General features: G+C 66.6%; 16 protein-coding genes and 1 pseudogene. 15 read left to right on the top strand and 2 right to left on the bottom strand.

Going from position 1 to position 16,675, the window contains the following annotated elements; translation table 11 throughout:
- Positions 1-32: 32 nt before the first annotated feature.
- The 4 genes from QP181_RS18400 (at position 33) to QP181_RS18385 (ending at position 3,677) form a co-directional block, all read left to right on the top strand.
- A complete protein-coding gene (locus QP181_RS18400; RefSeq protein WP_333929415.1) occupies positions 33-1,709 on the top strand; it encodes an ATP-binding protein in 1,677 nt (558 codons plus the stop codon).
- Entirely contained in the window at positions 1,706-2,296 is a 591-nt protein-coding gene (locus QP181_RS18395) for a response regulator transcription factor (RefSeq protein WP_332755511.1), read from the top strand. Before QP181_RS18400 ends, QP181_RS18395 begins: the two co-directional genes overlap by 4 nt.
- 199 nt (positions 2,297-2,495) lie before the next feature.
- The gene (locus tag QP181_RS18390) at positions 2,496-3,353 is read left to right on the top strand and encodes a helix-turn-helix domain-containing protein (protein ID WP_333929414.1); all 858 of its coding nucleotides are present in this window, start codon (positions 2,496-2,498) and stop codon (positions 3,351-3,353) included.
- A gap of 54 nt (positions 3,354-3,407) precedes the next feature.
- Positions 3,408-3,677, top strand: coding sequence for a hypothetical protein (locus QP181_RS18385; protein ID WP_132737707.1), 270 nt, complete (start codon positions 3,408-3,410; stop codon positions 3,675-3,677).
- Here the strand turns inward: QP181_RS18385 and QP181_RS18380 are convergent.
- On the bottom strand, positions 3,674-3,955 hold the full coding sequence (locus QP181_RS18380; protein WP_333929413.1) for a hypothetical protein: 282 nt from the start codon (positions 3,953-3,955) through the stop codon (positions 3,674-3,676). The genes QP181_RS18385 and QP181_RS18380 overlap by 4 nt on opposite strands.
- A gap of 162 nt (positions 3,956-4,117) precedes the next feature.
- Between QP181_RS18380 and trmB the strand changes: the two genes are divergently transcribed.
- A complete protein-coding gene (gene trmB, locus QP181_RS18375) occupies positions 4,118-4,798 on the top strand; it encodes a tRNA (guanine(46)-N(7))-methyltransferase TrmB (protein WP_333929412.1) in 681 nt (226 codons plus the stop codon).
- A gap of 134 nt (positions 4,799-4,932) precedes the next feature.
- A pseudogene (locus QP181_RS18370) lies at positions 4,933-6,716 on the top strand (AMP-dependent synthetase/ligase).
- Positions 6,717-6,873: 157 nt separating this feature from the next.
- On the opposite strand, the gene QP181_RS18365 reads toward QP181_RS18370, so the two are convergent.
- Positions 6,874-9,780 (bottom strand): M16 family metallopeptidase, encoded by a 2,907-nt coding sequence (locus tag QP181_RS18365; protein ID WP_333929411.1) that lies wholly within the window; start codon positions 9,778-9,780, stop codon positions 6,874-6,876.
- A gap of 148 nt (positions 9,781-9,928) precedes the next feature.
- Here QP181_RS18365 and QP181_RS18360 point away from each other — a divergent pair, with 148 nt between their 5' ends.
- From QP181_RS18360 to miaB, 9 genes are all read left to right on the top strand, one after another.
- Entirely contained in the window at positions 9,929-10,816 is an 888-nt protein-coding gene (locus QP181_RS18360; protein WP_333929410.1) for an aspartyl/asparaginyl beta-hydroxylase domain-containing protein, read from the top strand.
- Between the two features lie 283 nt (positions 10,817-11,099).
- Complete coding sequence (locus QP181_RS18355; protein WP_056050182.1) at positions 11,100-11,672, top strand: NifU family protein; 573 nt, start codon at positions 11,100-11,102, stop codon at positions 11,670-11,672.
- Positions 11,672-12,265, top strand: coding sequence for a malonic semialdehyde reductase (locus QP181_RS18350; protein WP_333929409.1), 594 nt, complete (start codon positions 11,672-11,674; stop codon positions 12,263-12,265). The genes QP181_RS18355 and QP181_RS18350 overlap by 1 nt, the downstream gene beginning before the upstream one ends.
- A gap of 148 nt (positions 12,266-12,413) precedes the next feature.
- Positions 12,414-13,043: a tRNA (adenosine(37)-N6)-threonylcarbamoyltransferase complex dimerization subunit type 1 TsaB gene (gene tsaB / locus QP181_RS18345; RefSeq protein WP_333929407.1), complete on the top strand. Its 630-nt coding sequence runs from the start codon at positions 12,414-12,416 to the stop codon at positions 13,041-13,043.
- Entirely contained in the window at positions 13,043-13,252 is a 210-nt protein-coding gene (locus tag QP181_RS18340; protein WP_333929406.1) for a hypothetical protein, read from the top strand. Before tsaB ends, QP181_RS18340 begins: the two co-directional genes overlap by 1 nt.
- Entirely contained in the window at positions 13,249-13,530 is a 282-nt protein-coding gene (locus QP181_RS18335) for a GNAT family N-acetyltransferase (RefSeq protein WP_333929405.1), read from the top strand. The genes QP181_RS18340 and QP181_RS18335 overlap by 4 nt, the downstream gene beginning before the upstream one ends.
- A gap of 74 nt (positions 13,531-13,604) precedes the next feature.
- A complete protein-coding gene (locus tag QP181_RS18330) occupies positions 13,605-14,027 on the top strand; it encodes a Fur family transcriptional regulator (protein WP_055873135.1) in 423 nt (140 codons plus the stop codon).
- Positions 14,028-14,070: 43 nt separating this feature from the next.
- Positions 14,071-14,745, top strand: coding sequence for a lysophospholipid acyltransferase family protein (locus tag QP181_RS18325; protein WP_333929404.1), 675 nt, complete (start codon positions 14,071-14,073; stop codon positions 14,743-14,745).
- Positions 14,746-15,044: 299 nt separating this feature from the next.
- On the top strand, positions 15,045-16,361 hold the full coding sequence (gene miaB, locus QP181_RS18320) for a tRNA (N6-isopentenyl adenosine(37)-C2)-methylthiotransferase MiaB (RefSeq protein ID WP_333929403.1): 1,317 nt from the start codon (positions 15,045-15,047) through the stop codon (positions 16,359-16,361).
- Positions 16,362-16,675: the final 314 nt, after the last annotated feature.

Genomic DNA, 16,675 nt, shown 5'->3' with positions numbered 1-16,675 from the left:
TGCCCGGCGTGGTTCGCGGTATCGAGGCGGGGATGGCTTCCGTTCCCCTTTCCGCCGCCGATCGTGACGCCGAGCGCGCCGCCGAACGTGCCGATGCTGCCGAGCTCGCAGCACTGGCGCCATCGCGCGACGGCCAGGCACGCTGGTTGCCGCGCGAGCGCGAATGGCTGGTGCTGGCAGGATACGGCGTCATCTTCGTCGCGCTGCACCGGCTGGCGGTCCTGTGGGGCGGGGTTGGCTATTATTCGCTCTGGTTTCCGGCTGCCGGGGTTCGCCTCGCCTTGTTCTGGCGGTTCGGCGCGCGTCTCGCACCGGCCGCGGCGATCACCGAGATCATCGTCCAGTGCCTGACCGGGGTCGTCGTGTTCACGCAACCCGAATGGCCACGCGGTATAATCGGTGTCGCCAGCCCCGTTCTCGCATACGGCATCGCGGTCGCGGTGGTGCGCCGGGTTGCCGATGGCGCCACCGGTAGCCTGGCGACCGCGCCGATGCCGCTCGGGCTCGCCTCCGTTCTGGCGCCGCTGGCCGCCGTCGCGTTCGCGCTGCCCTGGTCGATCATGCGGCCCGACATCACGAACGTCGCCAATGTCCGCGACGTGATCGCGTCGTTGACCGGATTTGCGGTCGGCGACATGCTCGGCGTCCTGCTGATCGCGCCGCCGCTGCTCTGGATCGCCGATCTGTCGAGCGGCAGGACCGCGATGCCCGCGATGTTTCCGTCGCACCGGCATATTGCGGAAGCCGTGCTGGTGCTCGGCGTGTCGCTCGGGCTGGTCGGAACGCTGGCGACGATCGGCCTCGGCATCCCGGCGACGCCGGTATTGCTGGCGATCGCCTGGATCGGGCTGCGGTTCGGCCGCGCCGCGGCGTGGGCCGCGATCGTCGTCACCGCGATTCTCGTCCTGCCCGAAACGACTGGCGCGATGGCCGTCGACCAACGGCTCGCGCTCCATATGAGCCTCGCCGCGGTAGCCGTGGTCGGGTATCTCGCAGGCAGCTTCGCCGATGCCGAAGCGCGTGCGCTTGCCGCGGTGGCTCGGCGCGACCGGATGCTGTTCCAGGCCGAACGACTCAAGACGCTGCGGGCGATGTCGGTCGCGGTCATCCACGAGATCAGCCAACCGCTGTCCACGCTCGCGATCGAGGCGCGTCATCTGGTCGAGATCAGCGGCAACGCCGATCCCGATATCGCCGAGACGGCGCGGCTCATCGAACGCAAGACCGCGACGCTGTCGACGTTGGTCCGCCGACTGCGCCGGTTCGGCGGTCGCGCGGTCGACGAGCCGTCGCTGTTGCCGATCGGGACCCTGCTCGACACCGTCACGGCGCTGACCCGTCCCGAGGCAAGCGTCGCCGGTGTCGCGATCCGGGTCGCACCCGTCGATCCCGAGTGGACCGTGCTGGCGCAGGAGATCGAAATTGCGCAGGCGCTCGTCAATCTGGTTCGCAACGCCGTGCAGGCTACCGACGACGGCGTGGTCGAGATCGCCGTGACCCGTCGTGACGAACGGATCGCGATCGCCGTGGTCAATCATTGTGCCGATCACCCCCTCGTCCATGAGGGCATGGGCGTCGGCTCGCTCGTGGCGAAGGCGATCGTCGAGGCGCATGGCGGCACGCTGTCTCGCGCCGATCGTGGACTGGCGCGGATCGCGCATGTCGTCACCCTCCCGCTGGTCGGCACGCTCGTCGGAGACGCCGCATGACCTCGATCGCTTCCAGACCGACGGCGGTGTACGTGCTCGACGATGACGCCGATCTGGGGGCCAGCGTCGCGCGGCTGCTCGCCCGGCATGGCCACGCCGCCCGCGCGTTCGTCGAGCCGATCGCGTTGCTGCACGATTATCCCCGCGACCCTGCCGCCTGCATCATCTCCGACGTGATGATGGGCGACATGGATGGTTTCACCTTTGCCGATGCGGTCCGCGAGCTCGATCCGGATGTCGCGTTGGTGTTCATGACGGCGTGGCCGACCACCGCCAACGCGGTCGACAGCGTCCGCCGCTATGGTGGGCTCGACTATCTCGAAAAGCCGATCGACGAGGATCGCCTGCTGACCGCGGTTGCCGAAGGCGTGGCATGGTCGAACAGCCGCCGCCTGCTGTCACGCCGTACCGCGTTGCTGACGGCGCGCGAACGCCAGGTCTTCGACATGCTCGTACGCGGCCATAGCAACAAGGCTATCGCGGGGGCGCTGGGCCTCAGCATCAAGACGATCGAGAACCACCGCGCTGCGATCGTCACCAAGACCGGCACCAACGGATTGGCGCAATTGATCGCGCTCGTTTCGTGAGCGCTGGGATGGCCCCGTTCGACAGCGGGTCGCTGCGCCAAACGCCCGAAAACTCTGGATTTACGATGACCCGATCATGTCTCCCCGTCTCACATTTGAGACCCGTGGACATTTCGCCATTGTACAATCTCGATCAAGTGTTGGCCTTGGCAGGGAGTGGTCGACGCTGGTCGTGCACACCCGAGAATGGGATGTGACGATGCTGGTTTTTCCGATGCGCTCGACGACGGCCGTCGACGGGGTGATGATGACAACACGCTCGGTGGAGGGCGAATTGCGGTCGCGGATCGATGCGCTCGGCAACGTGCGGCACCGCCCGACGGGTGCGTTCGATGTCTCGCGCCTGCCCGGAACCGCGCGGATCCTGGTGATCCCGGAAGGGACGCGGGTCTCGGCACGGATCCGCAACCGGTATTATGATCGGCTGCCCGATGTCGCCATCGTCGGTCCGTCGAGTCGTCCGGTCGCGTTGCAGATCGATGGCAAGGCGCCGGTCGAAATTCCGCTGAGCCCGCTCGACTGGTCGCGGCTGACGCCCGTTGTCGCCGCAACGGTGGCCGATCGGATCCTCGGCGCGGCCGACCTGGGGATCACGTGCCTCGACGACGTCGCCGATACGAACAAGGGCGATCTCGCTGGCAGGACGATTGCGCGGCTTGCCGATGCGGTGGTCGCACGCGGCATCGCGCCGCTCGATGGCACGACCGTCGCACTGATCGCGCAGCTGACGGCGTTGATCGACGCAGGGGACGTCGACGATGCAGCGACGGCCGCCGATCATCTGTCGACCTCGCCGCATAATCTTCGCCGGATTGCGCTGCGCTGGTTTGGCTTCCCCAAGACGCTGTTGATGCGGCGTCGCTTTATCGCCGCGCTGGAGCGGTTTCAGGAGGCCGGAATGGACTTCGCGACGATCACGAATTTTGGGTATTTCGATGCATCGCACTTCCTCCGGGATGCCAACCGGTTTTTGGGGACCACGCCGCGGCGCTATCTTCGCCGCATCGATGCCTCGGCTCATGGCAAGTCGGCATCCGACCGCCCGGATTACCGGTAGCGCGAAGGCTGGGATTGATGATCCAGATCAACGTCCAACGACGAGGACACGAGCATGACCAGTGAACGGTCGGACCCTCCGACCACGGCCGAAGCGTGGCAGGATCGGGTCGCCTACCACCGCGACCGCGCGGTTCAGGAGAAGCTGCTTGCGCAGCGCTCGAAGACCGAGGCGGCGCGCGCAGCACATCTCCTACTCGCCGATCAGCATCTCCAGATGATGGCGTCGGCAGAGTTTGTCGTGGCGATGACCGACCCGGAGATGCCCCAAAGCTCGTCGCTGCAGGTCACGGGGTGGCTCATGCGGCAAAGTTACAGCAATTAACTCGAAAGATGGTCCGACGTCGCGTCGGCATCGATCTTTCCGAGATTGATTCCGTCGTACAGCGCTAGCAACGCGGTCACTTCCTCGACCACGGCCTCCTGCTCGGCCCGCCATCGCGCCGTGGCATCGTGCTGCGGCATGCCGCCATGCCCATCGTGCAGAGTAAAACCCTGATCTATCAACCAGATCGCATCTGCCGCCCGCGCACGCTGGCGACGCAGATGATAGACCCATTGTTCGATGATTCCCGATGGAACCAGCCTATCCAGATCGCCCATCCGTCATCCGGTACGGCAAGCATCGCGGCAACGCCAGAGTCCGGTCGCGCAAATTCCGCAGCGTCGAAACCGCAACCTCGCGCAGGGCGGCAGGCGCTATCCGAGCGGAAACACGCGTACGGCGCTTTGCGCGCGGCACGCAGATCGCTAGAGCGCGCGGCGATGACCGATCCTTCCATTATCCGCCGCCTGTACGGGCGACGCCAAGGCCATAAGCTCCGCCTCGGCCAGGCCGCGCTCGTCGAGGAAACGCTCGCCGACCTGTCGGTGCCCGAAGAGGGCCCGATCACCGCTGCGATGTTGTTCGGCGAAGACCGTCCGCTGCATGTCGAAATCGGCTTCGGCGCAGGCGAGCATCTTGCCGGCCAAGCCGCGGCGGACCCTGGCGTTGGGTTCATCGGCTGCGAGCCGTTCCTCAATGGCGTGGTCGGTGCGCTCTCGCACATCCGCGATGGCGAATTGACCAATGTGCGGCTGTACATGGGCGATGCGCTCGAAGTGATCGAGCGGCTGCCCGATGCCAGCCTCGACCGGCTGTACCTGCTCCATCCCGATCCGTGGCGGAAGGCGCGCCACGCCAAGCGTCGCATGGTCAATCACGGTCCGCTCGACACGATCGCCGCCAAGCTGAAGCCGGGTGCCGAATTCCGGCTCGGCACCGATGATCCGACCTATTGCCGCTGGTCGATGATGATCATGAATGCGCGGCGCGATTTCGTCTGGCAGGCAGAGACGCCGCACGATTTCCTGACGCGTCCCGACGACTGGCCCGAGACGCGGTACGAGCGGAAGGCGCGGCGCCAGGGCCACGAGGTCTGGTATTTCCGGTACGTCCGGGTCTGACCGCGCACGGGGCCTAGCGGGACTCTGAAGCGCCGGACGGGATCGACGGTGTCGGTGATTGTCCGGCGCGAAGCTTCTCGCCTACAAGGGGCGCAACGAGGCGCGTCGGCTCCCGCTGCGCCCAGGGAGAGATCATGGCCCGTCAGCTCGAACGATTCCCGAACCTCGTCGCGATGTTCTTCGCGCGTGCTGCGGAGAAGGGCGATGCGCCGTTCCTGTGGACCAAGACGAGCGGCGCATGGGTCTCCACCAGTTGGGCCGACGCCGCGCGGCAGGTCGCTGCCCTTGCCACCGCACTCACCGAAATCGGCTTGAAGCGCGGCGACCGTGTCATGCTGGTCAGCGAGAACCGGCCGGAATGGTGCCTCAGCGACCTCGCGATCATGGCGGCAGGGTGCATTACCGTGCCGACCTACGTCACCAACACCGAGCGCGATCACCTTCACATCATCGAGAACGCCGGCGCCTGCGCGATCATCGTCTCGACCGCCAAGCTCGCGAAGACGCTCCTCCCCGCGGTCATCCGATCGAACCAAGCGCAGACCGTCATCGGCCTGGAGGACATGAAGGTCCCCGCCGGAATCGACTTCCATAACTGGCACGCACTGATCGCCGCGCATCAGACCGCCCCCGAGACCGCCGCCGCCCGCGCCGACTTCGAACGCGAAGACCTCGCCTGCATTATCTACACGAGCGGTACCGGCGGCGCGCCACGCGGCGTCATGCAGCACCACGGCGCGATCCTCCATAACTGCGCGGGTTGCGCGTCGGTCATTTCGGAGGATTTCGGCTGGGACGACGAGGTCTTCCTGTCGTTCCTGCCGCTCAGCCACGCCTACGAGCACACCGGCGGCCAGCATTTCCCGATCTCGCTTGGCGGCCAGATCTACTACGCCGAGGGTCTCGAAAAGCTCGCCGCGAACATCGAGGAAACGCGGCCGACGATCATGTTCGTCGTCCCCCGCCTGTTCGAAGTCCTCCGCACGCGCATCTCGAAGACGATCGAGAAACAGGGCGGCGCGTCGGCGTATCTCCTGCGCCAAGCGCTCGACATCGGCGGCAAGCGCTATGCCGGTCGTCTCCGTTTGATCGACCGGCCGATGCAGGCCGCGGTCGCGACGCTGTTCAAGCCGAAGATTTCGAAAAATTCGGTGGGCGGCTAAAGGCGATGATCTCGGGCGGCGCACCGCTCAATCCCGAAGTCGGCCTGTTCTTCGAAGCACTCGGCCTCACCTTCCTGCAAGGTTACGGCCAGACCGAAGCCGCCCCCGTCATCTCCTGCAACCGCCCCAAGGCCGGCGTCCGGATGGACTCGGTCGGACCGGCGTTGAAAGACACCGAAGTTCGGATCGCCGAGGACGGCGAGATCCTGGTGCGCGGCGAACTCGTCATGCACGGCTATTGGCGCAACGACGCCGAGACCGCCAAGGTGCTGAAGGACGGCTGGCTCCACACCGGCGACATCGGCGAGATCGACGACCGCGGCCGTATCCGCATTACCGATCGCAAGAAGGACCTGATCATCAACGACAAGGGCGAGAACGTCGCCCCGCAAAAGGTCGAGGGTATGCTGACGCTCCAGCCCGAAATCGCGCAGGCGATGATCGCCGGCGACAAGCGCCCGTACATGGTCGCACTGGTCGTGCCCGATCCGGAATGGACGCAGGAATGGTGCGCAGGGAACGGCGACGCGTGCAGCTTCGCACGTCTGGCGGAGAACAGCGAGTTCCGCACCGCGATCGGCCATGCGGTCGAGCGGGTGAACGCGGACCTGACCGTAACGGAGCGGGTGCGCAGGTTCGTACTGGCCGACGGCCCGTTCACGATCGAGAACGAGCAGCTCACGCCGAGTTTGAAGATCCGGCGGCATGTGTTGAAGCAGGCCTACGGCGAGAGGCTGGACGCGCTCTACAAATAACCCTCTCCCCCACGGGGAGAGGGAGGGGCCCGCGCGCCCTTGCGCGTGGGAGGGAGAGGGGCGTGAGGCTCGCAACGCCTCCGACCAAAGCCCCTCACACTTCCGTCGCCAAGTGGCTCCTCCCTCCCTCTCCCCGACGGGGAGAGGGATTAAGCGGTCACTTCTTCGCCGCAGCCGGCACCACGGCCATCGTCCAGTCCTTCTCCGGCCGCAGATACTTCGCCGCCGTCGCCTGCAACTCCACCGGCGTGGTCGCCACCAGATCGCTCGCGATCCGCTGCGTCGCCGCGATCCGCCGCGGGTCGAACGTCGCGCCGCCAAGCTGCTGCAACCAGAACTGGTTTCCGGTCGAGGCGCGCAGGATGTACTGCCCCATCGGCTTCTTGATCCGGTCCAGCTCGTCCGCCGCGATCGGCGTCGACACCAGTTCCGCCGCGATCTGGCGGGCGATCTGGAAGAAGAACGACACCTTGTCCGGCGCGACCTGCCCGATCGCGACCATCCGCCCGCCGCTGTTCATACCCACTGGCCACTGGCTCGACACGTTGGGGCTGTAGCTCGCCCCTGCCGCCTGCCGGAGACGCTCGAACAGCCGGTCGCTGAACACCTGCGCCAGCACATCGAGACGCCGCGCCTCGACGATGTTGTCGATCCCGCCACCCGTCGGCCACGCGATCACCGCCGCCGCCTGGTTCTCAGGCCCGGTATGCGCACGCATCACCGGCGTCGCGTTGTGCGCGGGGAAGCCGACCGGCGCGCCGACCGTCGACACCGCCGTCCGCGGCTTCATCGCCCCGAACGACTTCGCCACCGCCGCGATCGCATCCTCGGTCTTCACGTCGCCGAAGATCGAGACCTCGATCGGCCCGGTCTTGAGGATCGGCTCCCAGAATGCGCGGAAGTCTTTCGCATTCAGCGCCTCGACGGTCGGCTTCGACGGCGTCCCCCAACGCGGATCGCCCGCGCGCAGCAGGCCCTCAAGGTCACGCGACAACACGCCGTCGGGCGACGAATCATAGCCCGCAAACCCCGCCAGCGCCGCGACCCGCGCACGCGCTACAGGCGCCGGGTCCCACGCCGGGAACGCCAACTTGGCCGCCATCAGCCGCAACTGATCGGCATAATCCGTCGGCGACGTAATCGCGCTCAGCGTGAACGCATCGTCGTCGATTCCGAAGTCGAGCCCGATCCGCCGACCCGCAGTCAGCTGGTCGAGATCGCCCTGATCGAGCTTGCCGATACCGCCTGCAACCAGCGCAAGATCGCCCGCCCATGCCGGAGTCGGCCGGTTCGACGGGATCGCGGTATAGCCGCCACCGAACCGCACGCGGACATACACGCGCCCGGTCTCGCCCGCGTTCGGGAACAGCAGCACGCGCGTGCCGTTGGCGAAGTTCACCTGCTCCATGTCGAACGCGGCAATCTTCTCGCGGCTCGCAACGACGCCCGGCTTGCCGAGCGACGGCAGCTTCGAGAAATCGACCGCCGCTTGTGCGCGACGCTTGCCGGCGAGACCCGACACGTCAGCCTTCAACGCGGTCGCCAGCTTGGCCGCAGCGCCCGCATCAGGCGTCTGCGTATTGACAAGGGCGCGCGTTGCCGTGCCCTCGAAGATCGCCTTGCTCGACGCGAGCAGCGTGGCGGGCGTGAACATGCCCTTCGCCTTGGCGTCCTGCAAAATCTTGTACGAGGTTTCCGGCCCAGCCACCGTCTCGCGGATGTCGAGCGCGCCGACCATGTCGTCCGCCTGCTTCGAGCCCGCCTCGACCTTGGCCGTCTCGACGCTGGTCCGCATGATCGTGTCGAAATCGGCATACTCGCGGTCGACTTCGGCCTGGCTCGGCGCGTTGGTCTGCGCGTCGGCGATCACCGCGCGCACGTCCTTCAACGCCGCTTCCCAATCGGTCCCGATCGGCACGATGTTGACGCTGGTCAGGTTCGCCGAGCGCGAGACGTCGTCGATCGACACGCCCGCCTGAAGGAAGCTGCCGCCCGCCCGCGCCCGCGTTTCCAGACGACGACTGATGAGCCGCGTCGCGAGCACGTCGACCAGCCGCTTCTGGTTCATGATCGCGGTGTCGTCCTTATACTCCCACGGCCGCACCACGCCGAGCGTCACCACCGCCGGGATCGCCGGCTCGGCGATCGTCGCGGAGACCGGCGCCTTCGGGTCGGGCTTGCCGAAATCGGGCGCGGGCGTGACCGGGTCGGTGCGCTTCCAGTCGGCGAAGTTCTTGACGATCAACCGCCCGAACAGCGCCGGATCCATGTCGCCCGAGATGATGACGACGGTGTTCTCCGGCCGGTACCAGCGATCGTGGAACGCCTTGACCGTAGCGCCAGTGGCGGCCTCTAGCGTCTTGATGTTGCCGATCGGCGAGCGATCCGCGAGCGGCTGGCCCGCGAAGAACGTCGCGCGGATCGCATCGCCGAACCGCACCTGCGGCCCCGGCTGCTCGCGCTGTTCGGCGAGCACGATCGGGCGCTCGGCAGCGACCGACGCGTCGGTGATCGTCGGCTTCTCCATCATGCCGGACATGATCTTCAGGCTCTCGTCGAGCCCCGCCTCGGTTGCCGAGGGCAGGTCGAGCTTGAACGTGGTCGAGGTCGGCGTCGTCTGCGCGTTAGTGTCCGACCCGAAGGTCGCCCCGAACCGCTGCCACACGCGCTTCGCCTCACCGTCGGGGACGTACTCGGACCCGCGGAACGAGAGATGCTCGATGAAATGCGCAAAGCCCCGCTCGCTGTCCGTCTCGTTCAGCGACCCGGCATCGATCCGCACGCGCACCGACACCTGGCCCGGTGGCACGCCGTTCTTCCGCACCGCAAAGCGCATGCCGTTGGGCAGCGTGCCGAACTTCCACTCCGGATCCCGCGTGAGATCGCTGCCCTTGTAGAGCCACGCGGTCGTATCGATCCCCGGCAGCTCGGGAAGCGTCGGCGCTTCCCTAGTCGGGGTAGAGGCAGCCTGTTGCGTCGCCATCTGGCCGCTTGCCGGAATGGCCAGCCCGAGCACGAGGGGGAGCAGGACGGGAGCGCGATACAAGCGCGAGAAAGACACCATGGTGCATCTGTAGCGGTCGCAGGCGTCGCTCGCCAGTGCCCTGCCTCCGCACCCGGCGTGCGGATGCCATCATTTCGTCCAACACTGCCGGTATATCGTGTTCTAACAACGGGATCGGCCGCGCGACGCGCCGGGATACAGGGTAGAGATGACGGTCGAAGCCGAACTGAGCCACGAACTGGGCCATGAACTGAGACAGTCTTCATTGTGGCGGGAATCGGGCGGGCCGGCAGTACGCCGCGGCGCCCGAATGCCCGATCTGAACGTGATCTCGGGCGCACCCAAACCCGGCGCCCCCATGGTCGCCGAAGCCAACCGCCCGCTGATCATCCGCGTCGGCAAGCATTTGCGCGGCGTGTTCGACCGCATGATCGCCTCGTCCTCGCTGGTCGCCAACGATCCCGTCCTCGACGTCCGCGATTTCGCCTGGACCGCAGGCCTGCGCGAGAACTGGGCCGCAATCCGCGACGAAGCCGTCCACGTCGCGCTGCAAGGCGAAGCATCCCCCAGCCTCGCGACGATCTCGCCCGATCACCGCTCGATCGCGGAAGTCGACAAATGGCGCTCGTTCTTCCTCTACGGCTACGGCTATCCGATCGAGGAGAGCCTCGCGCGCTGCCCGCACACGGCGGCCGCCGTCGCGCGCATCCCCGGTCTCAACAGCGCGTTCTTCTCGATCCTCGCGCCGGGCACGCACATCCCCGAGCATCGCGGCGTGACCAAGGGCCTGATCACCTGCCACCTCGGCCTTATCGTCCCGCGCGACGGCGACGTCCGCATGCGCGTCCACGACCGCGTCGTGCGCTGGGCGGAAGGCGAGACGCTGGTGTTCGACGACACCTATCAGCACGAGGTCTGGAACGACACGACCGGCACCCGCGTCGTCTTGCTGATCCAGTTCGAACGCCCGTTGCGCAACCCCGGCAAGTGGATCGCCGACCTGTTCCTGGGCGTCGTCCGCCGCTCCGCCTTCGTCCAGGACGCGGTCCGCAACATCGGCAGCTGGAACGCCGCGGTGAAGGCGATGGACGTCTGAGTTCACCCCAGCCGCCAACCCGTCGCTAATACAAACTCTGTCGCCACTACAAACTCCGTCACCCCAGCGCAAGCTGGGGTATCTCGGTTCGAGCCACACGCTTCCCAACGGGGATACCCCAGCTTTCGCTGGGGGTGACGGACTTGAAAGATTACGAATTTGGGGGAGGCCCGGTCCGTCCAAAGCATGTTCTCCCGCGCAACGTCCCCCCTCCTCACCCCCGAAAGAAACCGTTTCCCGTTCCGCGCTTGATCCACCGCGCCCGTCGGGCCACATGCGGTGCATGCTCATCGAAACGGAATCCACCCCGAACCCCTCGACGCTGAAGTTCCTGCCGGGACGCACCGTAATGGACGCTGGCACGCGCGACTTCGCCACGCCGGAGGAGGCCGAGACCAGTCCGCTGGCCGAGGCGATCTTCAATCTCGGCGACGTGACCGGCGTGTTCTTCGGCCGCGATTTCGTGTCGGTGACCGCGGGCCCGGGCGTCGCCTGGTCGGACCTCAAGCCCGACGTGCTGGCGATCCTGCTCGATCACTTCTCCGCCGCGATGCCGCTGTTCAAGCCCGCGCGCGCCGGTTTCTCGGTGCCATCGGACGAGCCCGCGCTGTCAGACGATCCCGCCGACGCCGACATCGTCGCGCAGATCCGCGAACTCATAGACACCCGCGTCCGGCCCGCAGTGGCGAACGACGGCGGCGACATCGTCTATCGCGGCTTCGACAAGGGCAAGGTGTTCCTCCAGCTCCAGGGCGCCTGCGCCGGCTGCCCGTCGTCGAGCGCCACGCTCAAGAACGGCATCGAGCAACTGCTCAAATACTACGTCCCCGAAGTCACCGAAGTGCGAGCCGTCTGATGCGCGAGAAATTGGACGACGCCGTCCTCGATACGATCTTCCGCGAAGCGCGCAGCTACAACGGCTACACCGACCAGCCGGTCGCCGAGTCCGAACTGCACGCGATCTGGGACCTGATGAAGTGGGGCCCGACCTCCGCCAACCAGCTCCCCGCGCGGCTGATCTGGGTGGTCAGCGACGAGGCGAAGCAGAAGCTCGCCGACGCGTGCAGCGCGCAGAACCAGCCGAAAATCCTCAACGCGCCGGTCTCTGTGATCATCGGCATGGACACCAATTTCCACGAGCACCTCCCCGAGCTCTTCCCGCACGCAGACGCGAAGTCCTGGTTCGACGGCAACGCCGAACTGCGCGAGGCGTCCGCCTTCCGCAACTCGACGCTCCAGGGCGCCTATTTCATCATCGCCGCGCGGATGCTCGGGCTCGATACCGGGCCGATGTCTGGCTTCGACGCGGGCAAGGTCGATGCGGCGTTCTTCCACGACACGCCTGCGGTGCGGACCAACTTCATCTCGACGCTCGGCCACGGCGATCCCGCGACGATCTACGCCCGCTCGCCCCGCCCCGATTTCGCGAAGTTCAACACTATAGCCTGACCGCGCTAGCCAACGGCGCTAGCCAAAGGCCGTCACCCCAGCGAAAGCTGGGGTCTTCCCGTTAATGGCCACGGCTTCGCCAACCGGGAGACCCCAGCCTGCGCTGGGGTGACGGACGTTGGGACGTTGGGATGTGACGGAATAAACAATGCGCACGCTAGTAATCGAAACATCCACCACCGCCTGCTCGGTCGCGCTCATCGAGGACGGCGTTGTCCTCGCCCGTGCGCACGAAGTCGTCGGCCGCGGCCATGCCGAACGGCTCATCCCGATGATCGCCGAGCTCCCCAACGGCGGCCGCGCCGACCGCATCCTCGTCGATTGCGGCCCCGGCAGCTTTACCGGCGTCCGCGTCGGCATCGCCGCAGCCCGCGGGCTAGCACTCGGTTGGGATGCGGAAATCGCCGGCTTCTCCTCGCTCCCGCTCATCGCCGCCGCCGGTTTTGCCGACCGCTTAACCGACGATATTGCGGTCGTCATGGAAGGCGGGCATGGCGAGGTCTTCATGCAGGCCTTTGCCGCCGATCTGTCGCCGCGATCCGACATGGTATCGCTGAAGCCCGCCGCCGCGCTCGCCGCGCTGGCGGGGCGGCGTGCGGTCGGCAACGGCGTCCGCTGGCTTGCTGCACTAGATGCCCAGTTCGAAGGGAGCCTCGACCTCACCGAAGCGCTACCCGACGCAGCCTCCGCGATCCTGCTCCCAGCATCGCTGACCGCCCTTTCACCAAGCCCGATCTACGGCCGTGCCCCCGACGCCAAGCCGTCGGTTCCGAAATAATGGCCAGCCGCCAAGTCGCCACCCGCACCGTCACGCTCCGCACCGGCGACGCACGCGATCTTGCGATCGTCGACGCACTGATGACCGACGCGTTCGACCCGCGCTACGGCGAAGCGTGGACGCGCAGCCAGTGCCTCGGCGTGCTAGCGCTCACCGGCGTCCACCTCACGCTCGCGTTCGTCGACGACTTCCCGCAGGGTTCACGATGACCCGGTTGGTCGCCGACGAAGCCGAACTCCTGCTGATCGCAGTCGCCCCCGATTATCGTCGTCGCGGCGTCGGCACCGCCTTGATCCGCGCAGCCATCGCCGAATGCTCGGTCGGCAGCATCGCCAAACTCCATCTCGAAGTCCGCGCCGGTAACGACGCGGTCAAGATGTATGCTACACACGGCTTCGCGAAGGTCGGTGAGCGCCGCGCCTATTACCGCGGCAAGACCGGCGTCGCGTATGACGCACACACCTATTCGAAAGATATCAACAGCTAAGGCTTATTGCGAGTCACTATCCCTTTTCGCAACAGCGCGGACGTCCTACATGGGGTGCAACGAGGGAATGACACATGCCGCGCAAGATCGATCTGGAAGCACTCTGCAACGAGAAGGGCCTGCGCATCACCGAGCAGCGCCGCGTCATCGCACGCGTGCTGTCCGAGGCGGACGACCATCCCGACGTCGAGAAGGTCTATGAGCGCGCATCGCAGATCGACCCCGGCATCTCGATCGCGACGGTGTACCGCACCGTCCGGTTGTTCGAGGAAGCCGGCATCCTCGACCGCCACGATTTCGGCGACGGCCGCGCCCGGTACGAGCCTGCGCCCGAAGCGCATCACGATCACCTGATCGACGTCGAGAGCGGCAAGGTGATCGAATTCGTCGATCCCGAACTCGAGCAGTTGCAGAAGGCTATCGCCGAGAAGCTGGGCTTCCGGCTGGTCGATCACCGCATGGAACTCTACGGCGTCGCGCTCGCCCGCAAGGACTGAGCCGATCGGCCGGGTGCGATTTGGGGCGCGGCTGGCGGCGCTGTTGCTCGCGCTGATTCTGGCGCTTCCGTTACATGGCGCATGGCGACTGTTCGGTCGGAAGTCGCCTTGGCCGCCGCGGTTCCTGGGACTGGTCGCGCGGATCGTCGGCGCTCGGGTGCGAGTGGTCGGCACCCCGCTCCGCCACGACGTCGTGTTCGTCTCGAACCACCTGAGCTGGATCGATATCCTGCTGCTCTCCGGCGCAACCGGCAGCGCCTTCGTGGCGAAATCCGAACTGCGCGGCGCCCCGCTGGTCGGCTGGCTCTGCACGCTGAACCACACCATCTTCGTGTCGCGGGCCGACCGCATGGCGGTAACCGCCCAGATCGCCCAGGTCCGCGACGCGCTTGCGGCAGACTGGCCCGTAACCTTGTTCCCCGAAGGCACGACGGGAGACGGCACGACGCTCCTCCCTTTCAAGGCGGCATTGCTGGCGGCCCTGGACCCGCCCCCGCCGGGCGTCCGCGTGCAACCGGTCCGCATCGATTATGGCGCGGCGACCGATGAACTCGCGTGGGTCGGCGACGAGCCCGGCCAACACCACGCCGCCCGCGTTCTCAAGCGTAAGGGCACATTCGTGGCGACGCTGAACTTCGCAGAACCGTTCGATCCCGCGGAATATGGCGACCGAAAAGCCATAGCCGCCGAAGCAAGGCGCCGCATGGAAGCGCTGTAGCCCGAACAAAGAGTGTTCCCCCGCGAAGGCGGGGGCCCAGTCTGGACTCCCGCCTTCGCGGGAGAACAAGCGAGGGAAGCGCCCACCATCCCCAACACCGAAACACCACCCCGGCGAAGGCCGGGGCCCAATTGGGGGACATTGCTAACGGAAGACGGCGCTCCGTTACTGCAACCTTTCTAATTGGCCCCCGGCCTCCGCCGGGGCGGTGCTCCAGCGGGGCCTCCCTGACGGTGCTCGAAAAGACGCTCTAGCAACGCCCCCTCCCCCCACGCCCACAAATTTGGTACGCCCCCCGCATGTCCCCTCCCAAAACCTTCCACGTAAAATCCTTCGGCTGCCAAATGAACGTCTACGACGGCGAGCGGATGGCCGAACTAATGGCCGCCCAGGGCCTCACCCACGCCGACGCGGTCGACGCCGACGTCGTCGTCCTCAACACCTGCCACATCCGCGAACGCGCCACCGAAAAAGTCTATTCGGACATCGGCCGCCTCCGGAAGGATCAGCGCCGCAAGTCCGGCAAGACGCCAATGATTGCTGTCGCCGGCTGCGTCGCGCAGGCCGAAGGCGAGGAGATCTTCACGCGCGCCAAGGTCGACATCGTCGTCGGCCCGCAAGCCTATCACAACCTGCCCGAGCTGGTCGCGAAGGCCGCCGCCGGCACACCCTCGCTCGACACCGACATGCCGCTCCTGTCGAAGTTCGGCGCACTCCCCGCCCGCCGGAAGGTCGCGCCCTCGGCGTTCCTCACCGTGCAGGAAGGGTGCGACAAGTTCTGCACCTATTGCGTCGTCCCCTACACGCGGGGCGCGGAGATCAGCCGGCCGTTCGCGGCGATCGTCGACGAGGCAAAGGCGCTGGTCGATGCCGGTGCGCGCGAGATCACGCTGCTCGGTCAGAACGTCAACGCGTGGTCGGAAAACGAGCGCGGCCTCCACGACCTGATCCGCGACCTCGACCGCATTCCCGGCCTCGCGCGGATCCGCTACACCACGAGCCACCCCAACGACATGACTCAAGGCCTGATCGACGCGCACCGCGACATCGAGAGCCTGATGCCGTTCCTCCACCTTCCCGTGCAGGCCGGCAGCGACCGCGTCCTCAAGGCGATGAACCGCAGCCACACCCGCGACTCCTATCTCCGCCTGCTCGACCGCGTCCGCGCCGTCCGCCCTGACATCGCGCTGTCCGGCGACTTCATCGTCGGCTTCCCCGGCGAGACCGACGCCGAGTTCGAGGACACGCTAAGCCTCGTCGACGCGGTCGGCTATGCGCAGGCCTACAGCTTCAAATACAGCCCCCGCCCCGGCACACCGGCCGCGTCGATCGTCGAGCAGGTCCCCGAAGCCGTCATGGACGAGCGCCTCCAACGCCTCCAGGCCGCACTCAACCGCGACCAACACGCCTTCAATGCAGCCACGGTAGGCCGCACCTGCATGGTCCTGCTCGAACGCACGGGCAAACTCCCCGGACAGCTGATCGGCAAGTCCCCGTGGCTGCAATCGGTCCACTTGATCGGTAACCACGCGATCGGTGACCTGGTCGAGGTAACGCTAGCCGCCGCCGGCCCGAATTCCCTGACCGGCATCGAACGCGTGCGCGAAGCCGCCTGAAACCTATCCTCCCCTGATAGGGGAGGTGGCAGCCCGAAGGGCTGACGGAGGGGTGACCGCGCTATCGAGAGGGCGTCATCCCTCCGCCTGGCAAGCGCCAGACACCTCCCCTTACCGGGGAGGATCAGTGAGGACCTCTCGCTGCCGAGGCGCCAAGGCACCGATTTCGAGCCTTCGCGCGGACCTACACGATTCCCCTGTCCTCGACCCCAATCGCCTGTCACACTCCTCGGCGATGCAGTTGCGCCCGCGCGATCCGATGCTCTTCCGACCCGCCGTCATGGCGCGGGTTGAAGGTCGGCGCCCCGCTCCTC

It is taken from the genome of Sphingomonas sp. LR55, assembly GCF_036856015.1.
In the GTDB taxonomy this organism is placed as follows: domain Bacteria; phylum Pseudomonadota; class Alphaproteobacteria; order Sphingomonadales; family Sphingomonadaceae; genus Sphingomonas.
Note: the sequence above shows the minus strand (reverse complement) of the source record. Positions and strands in the feature narration are given on the sequence as shown.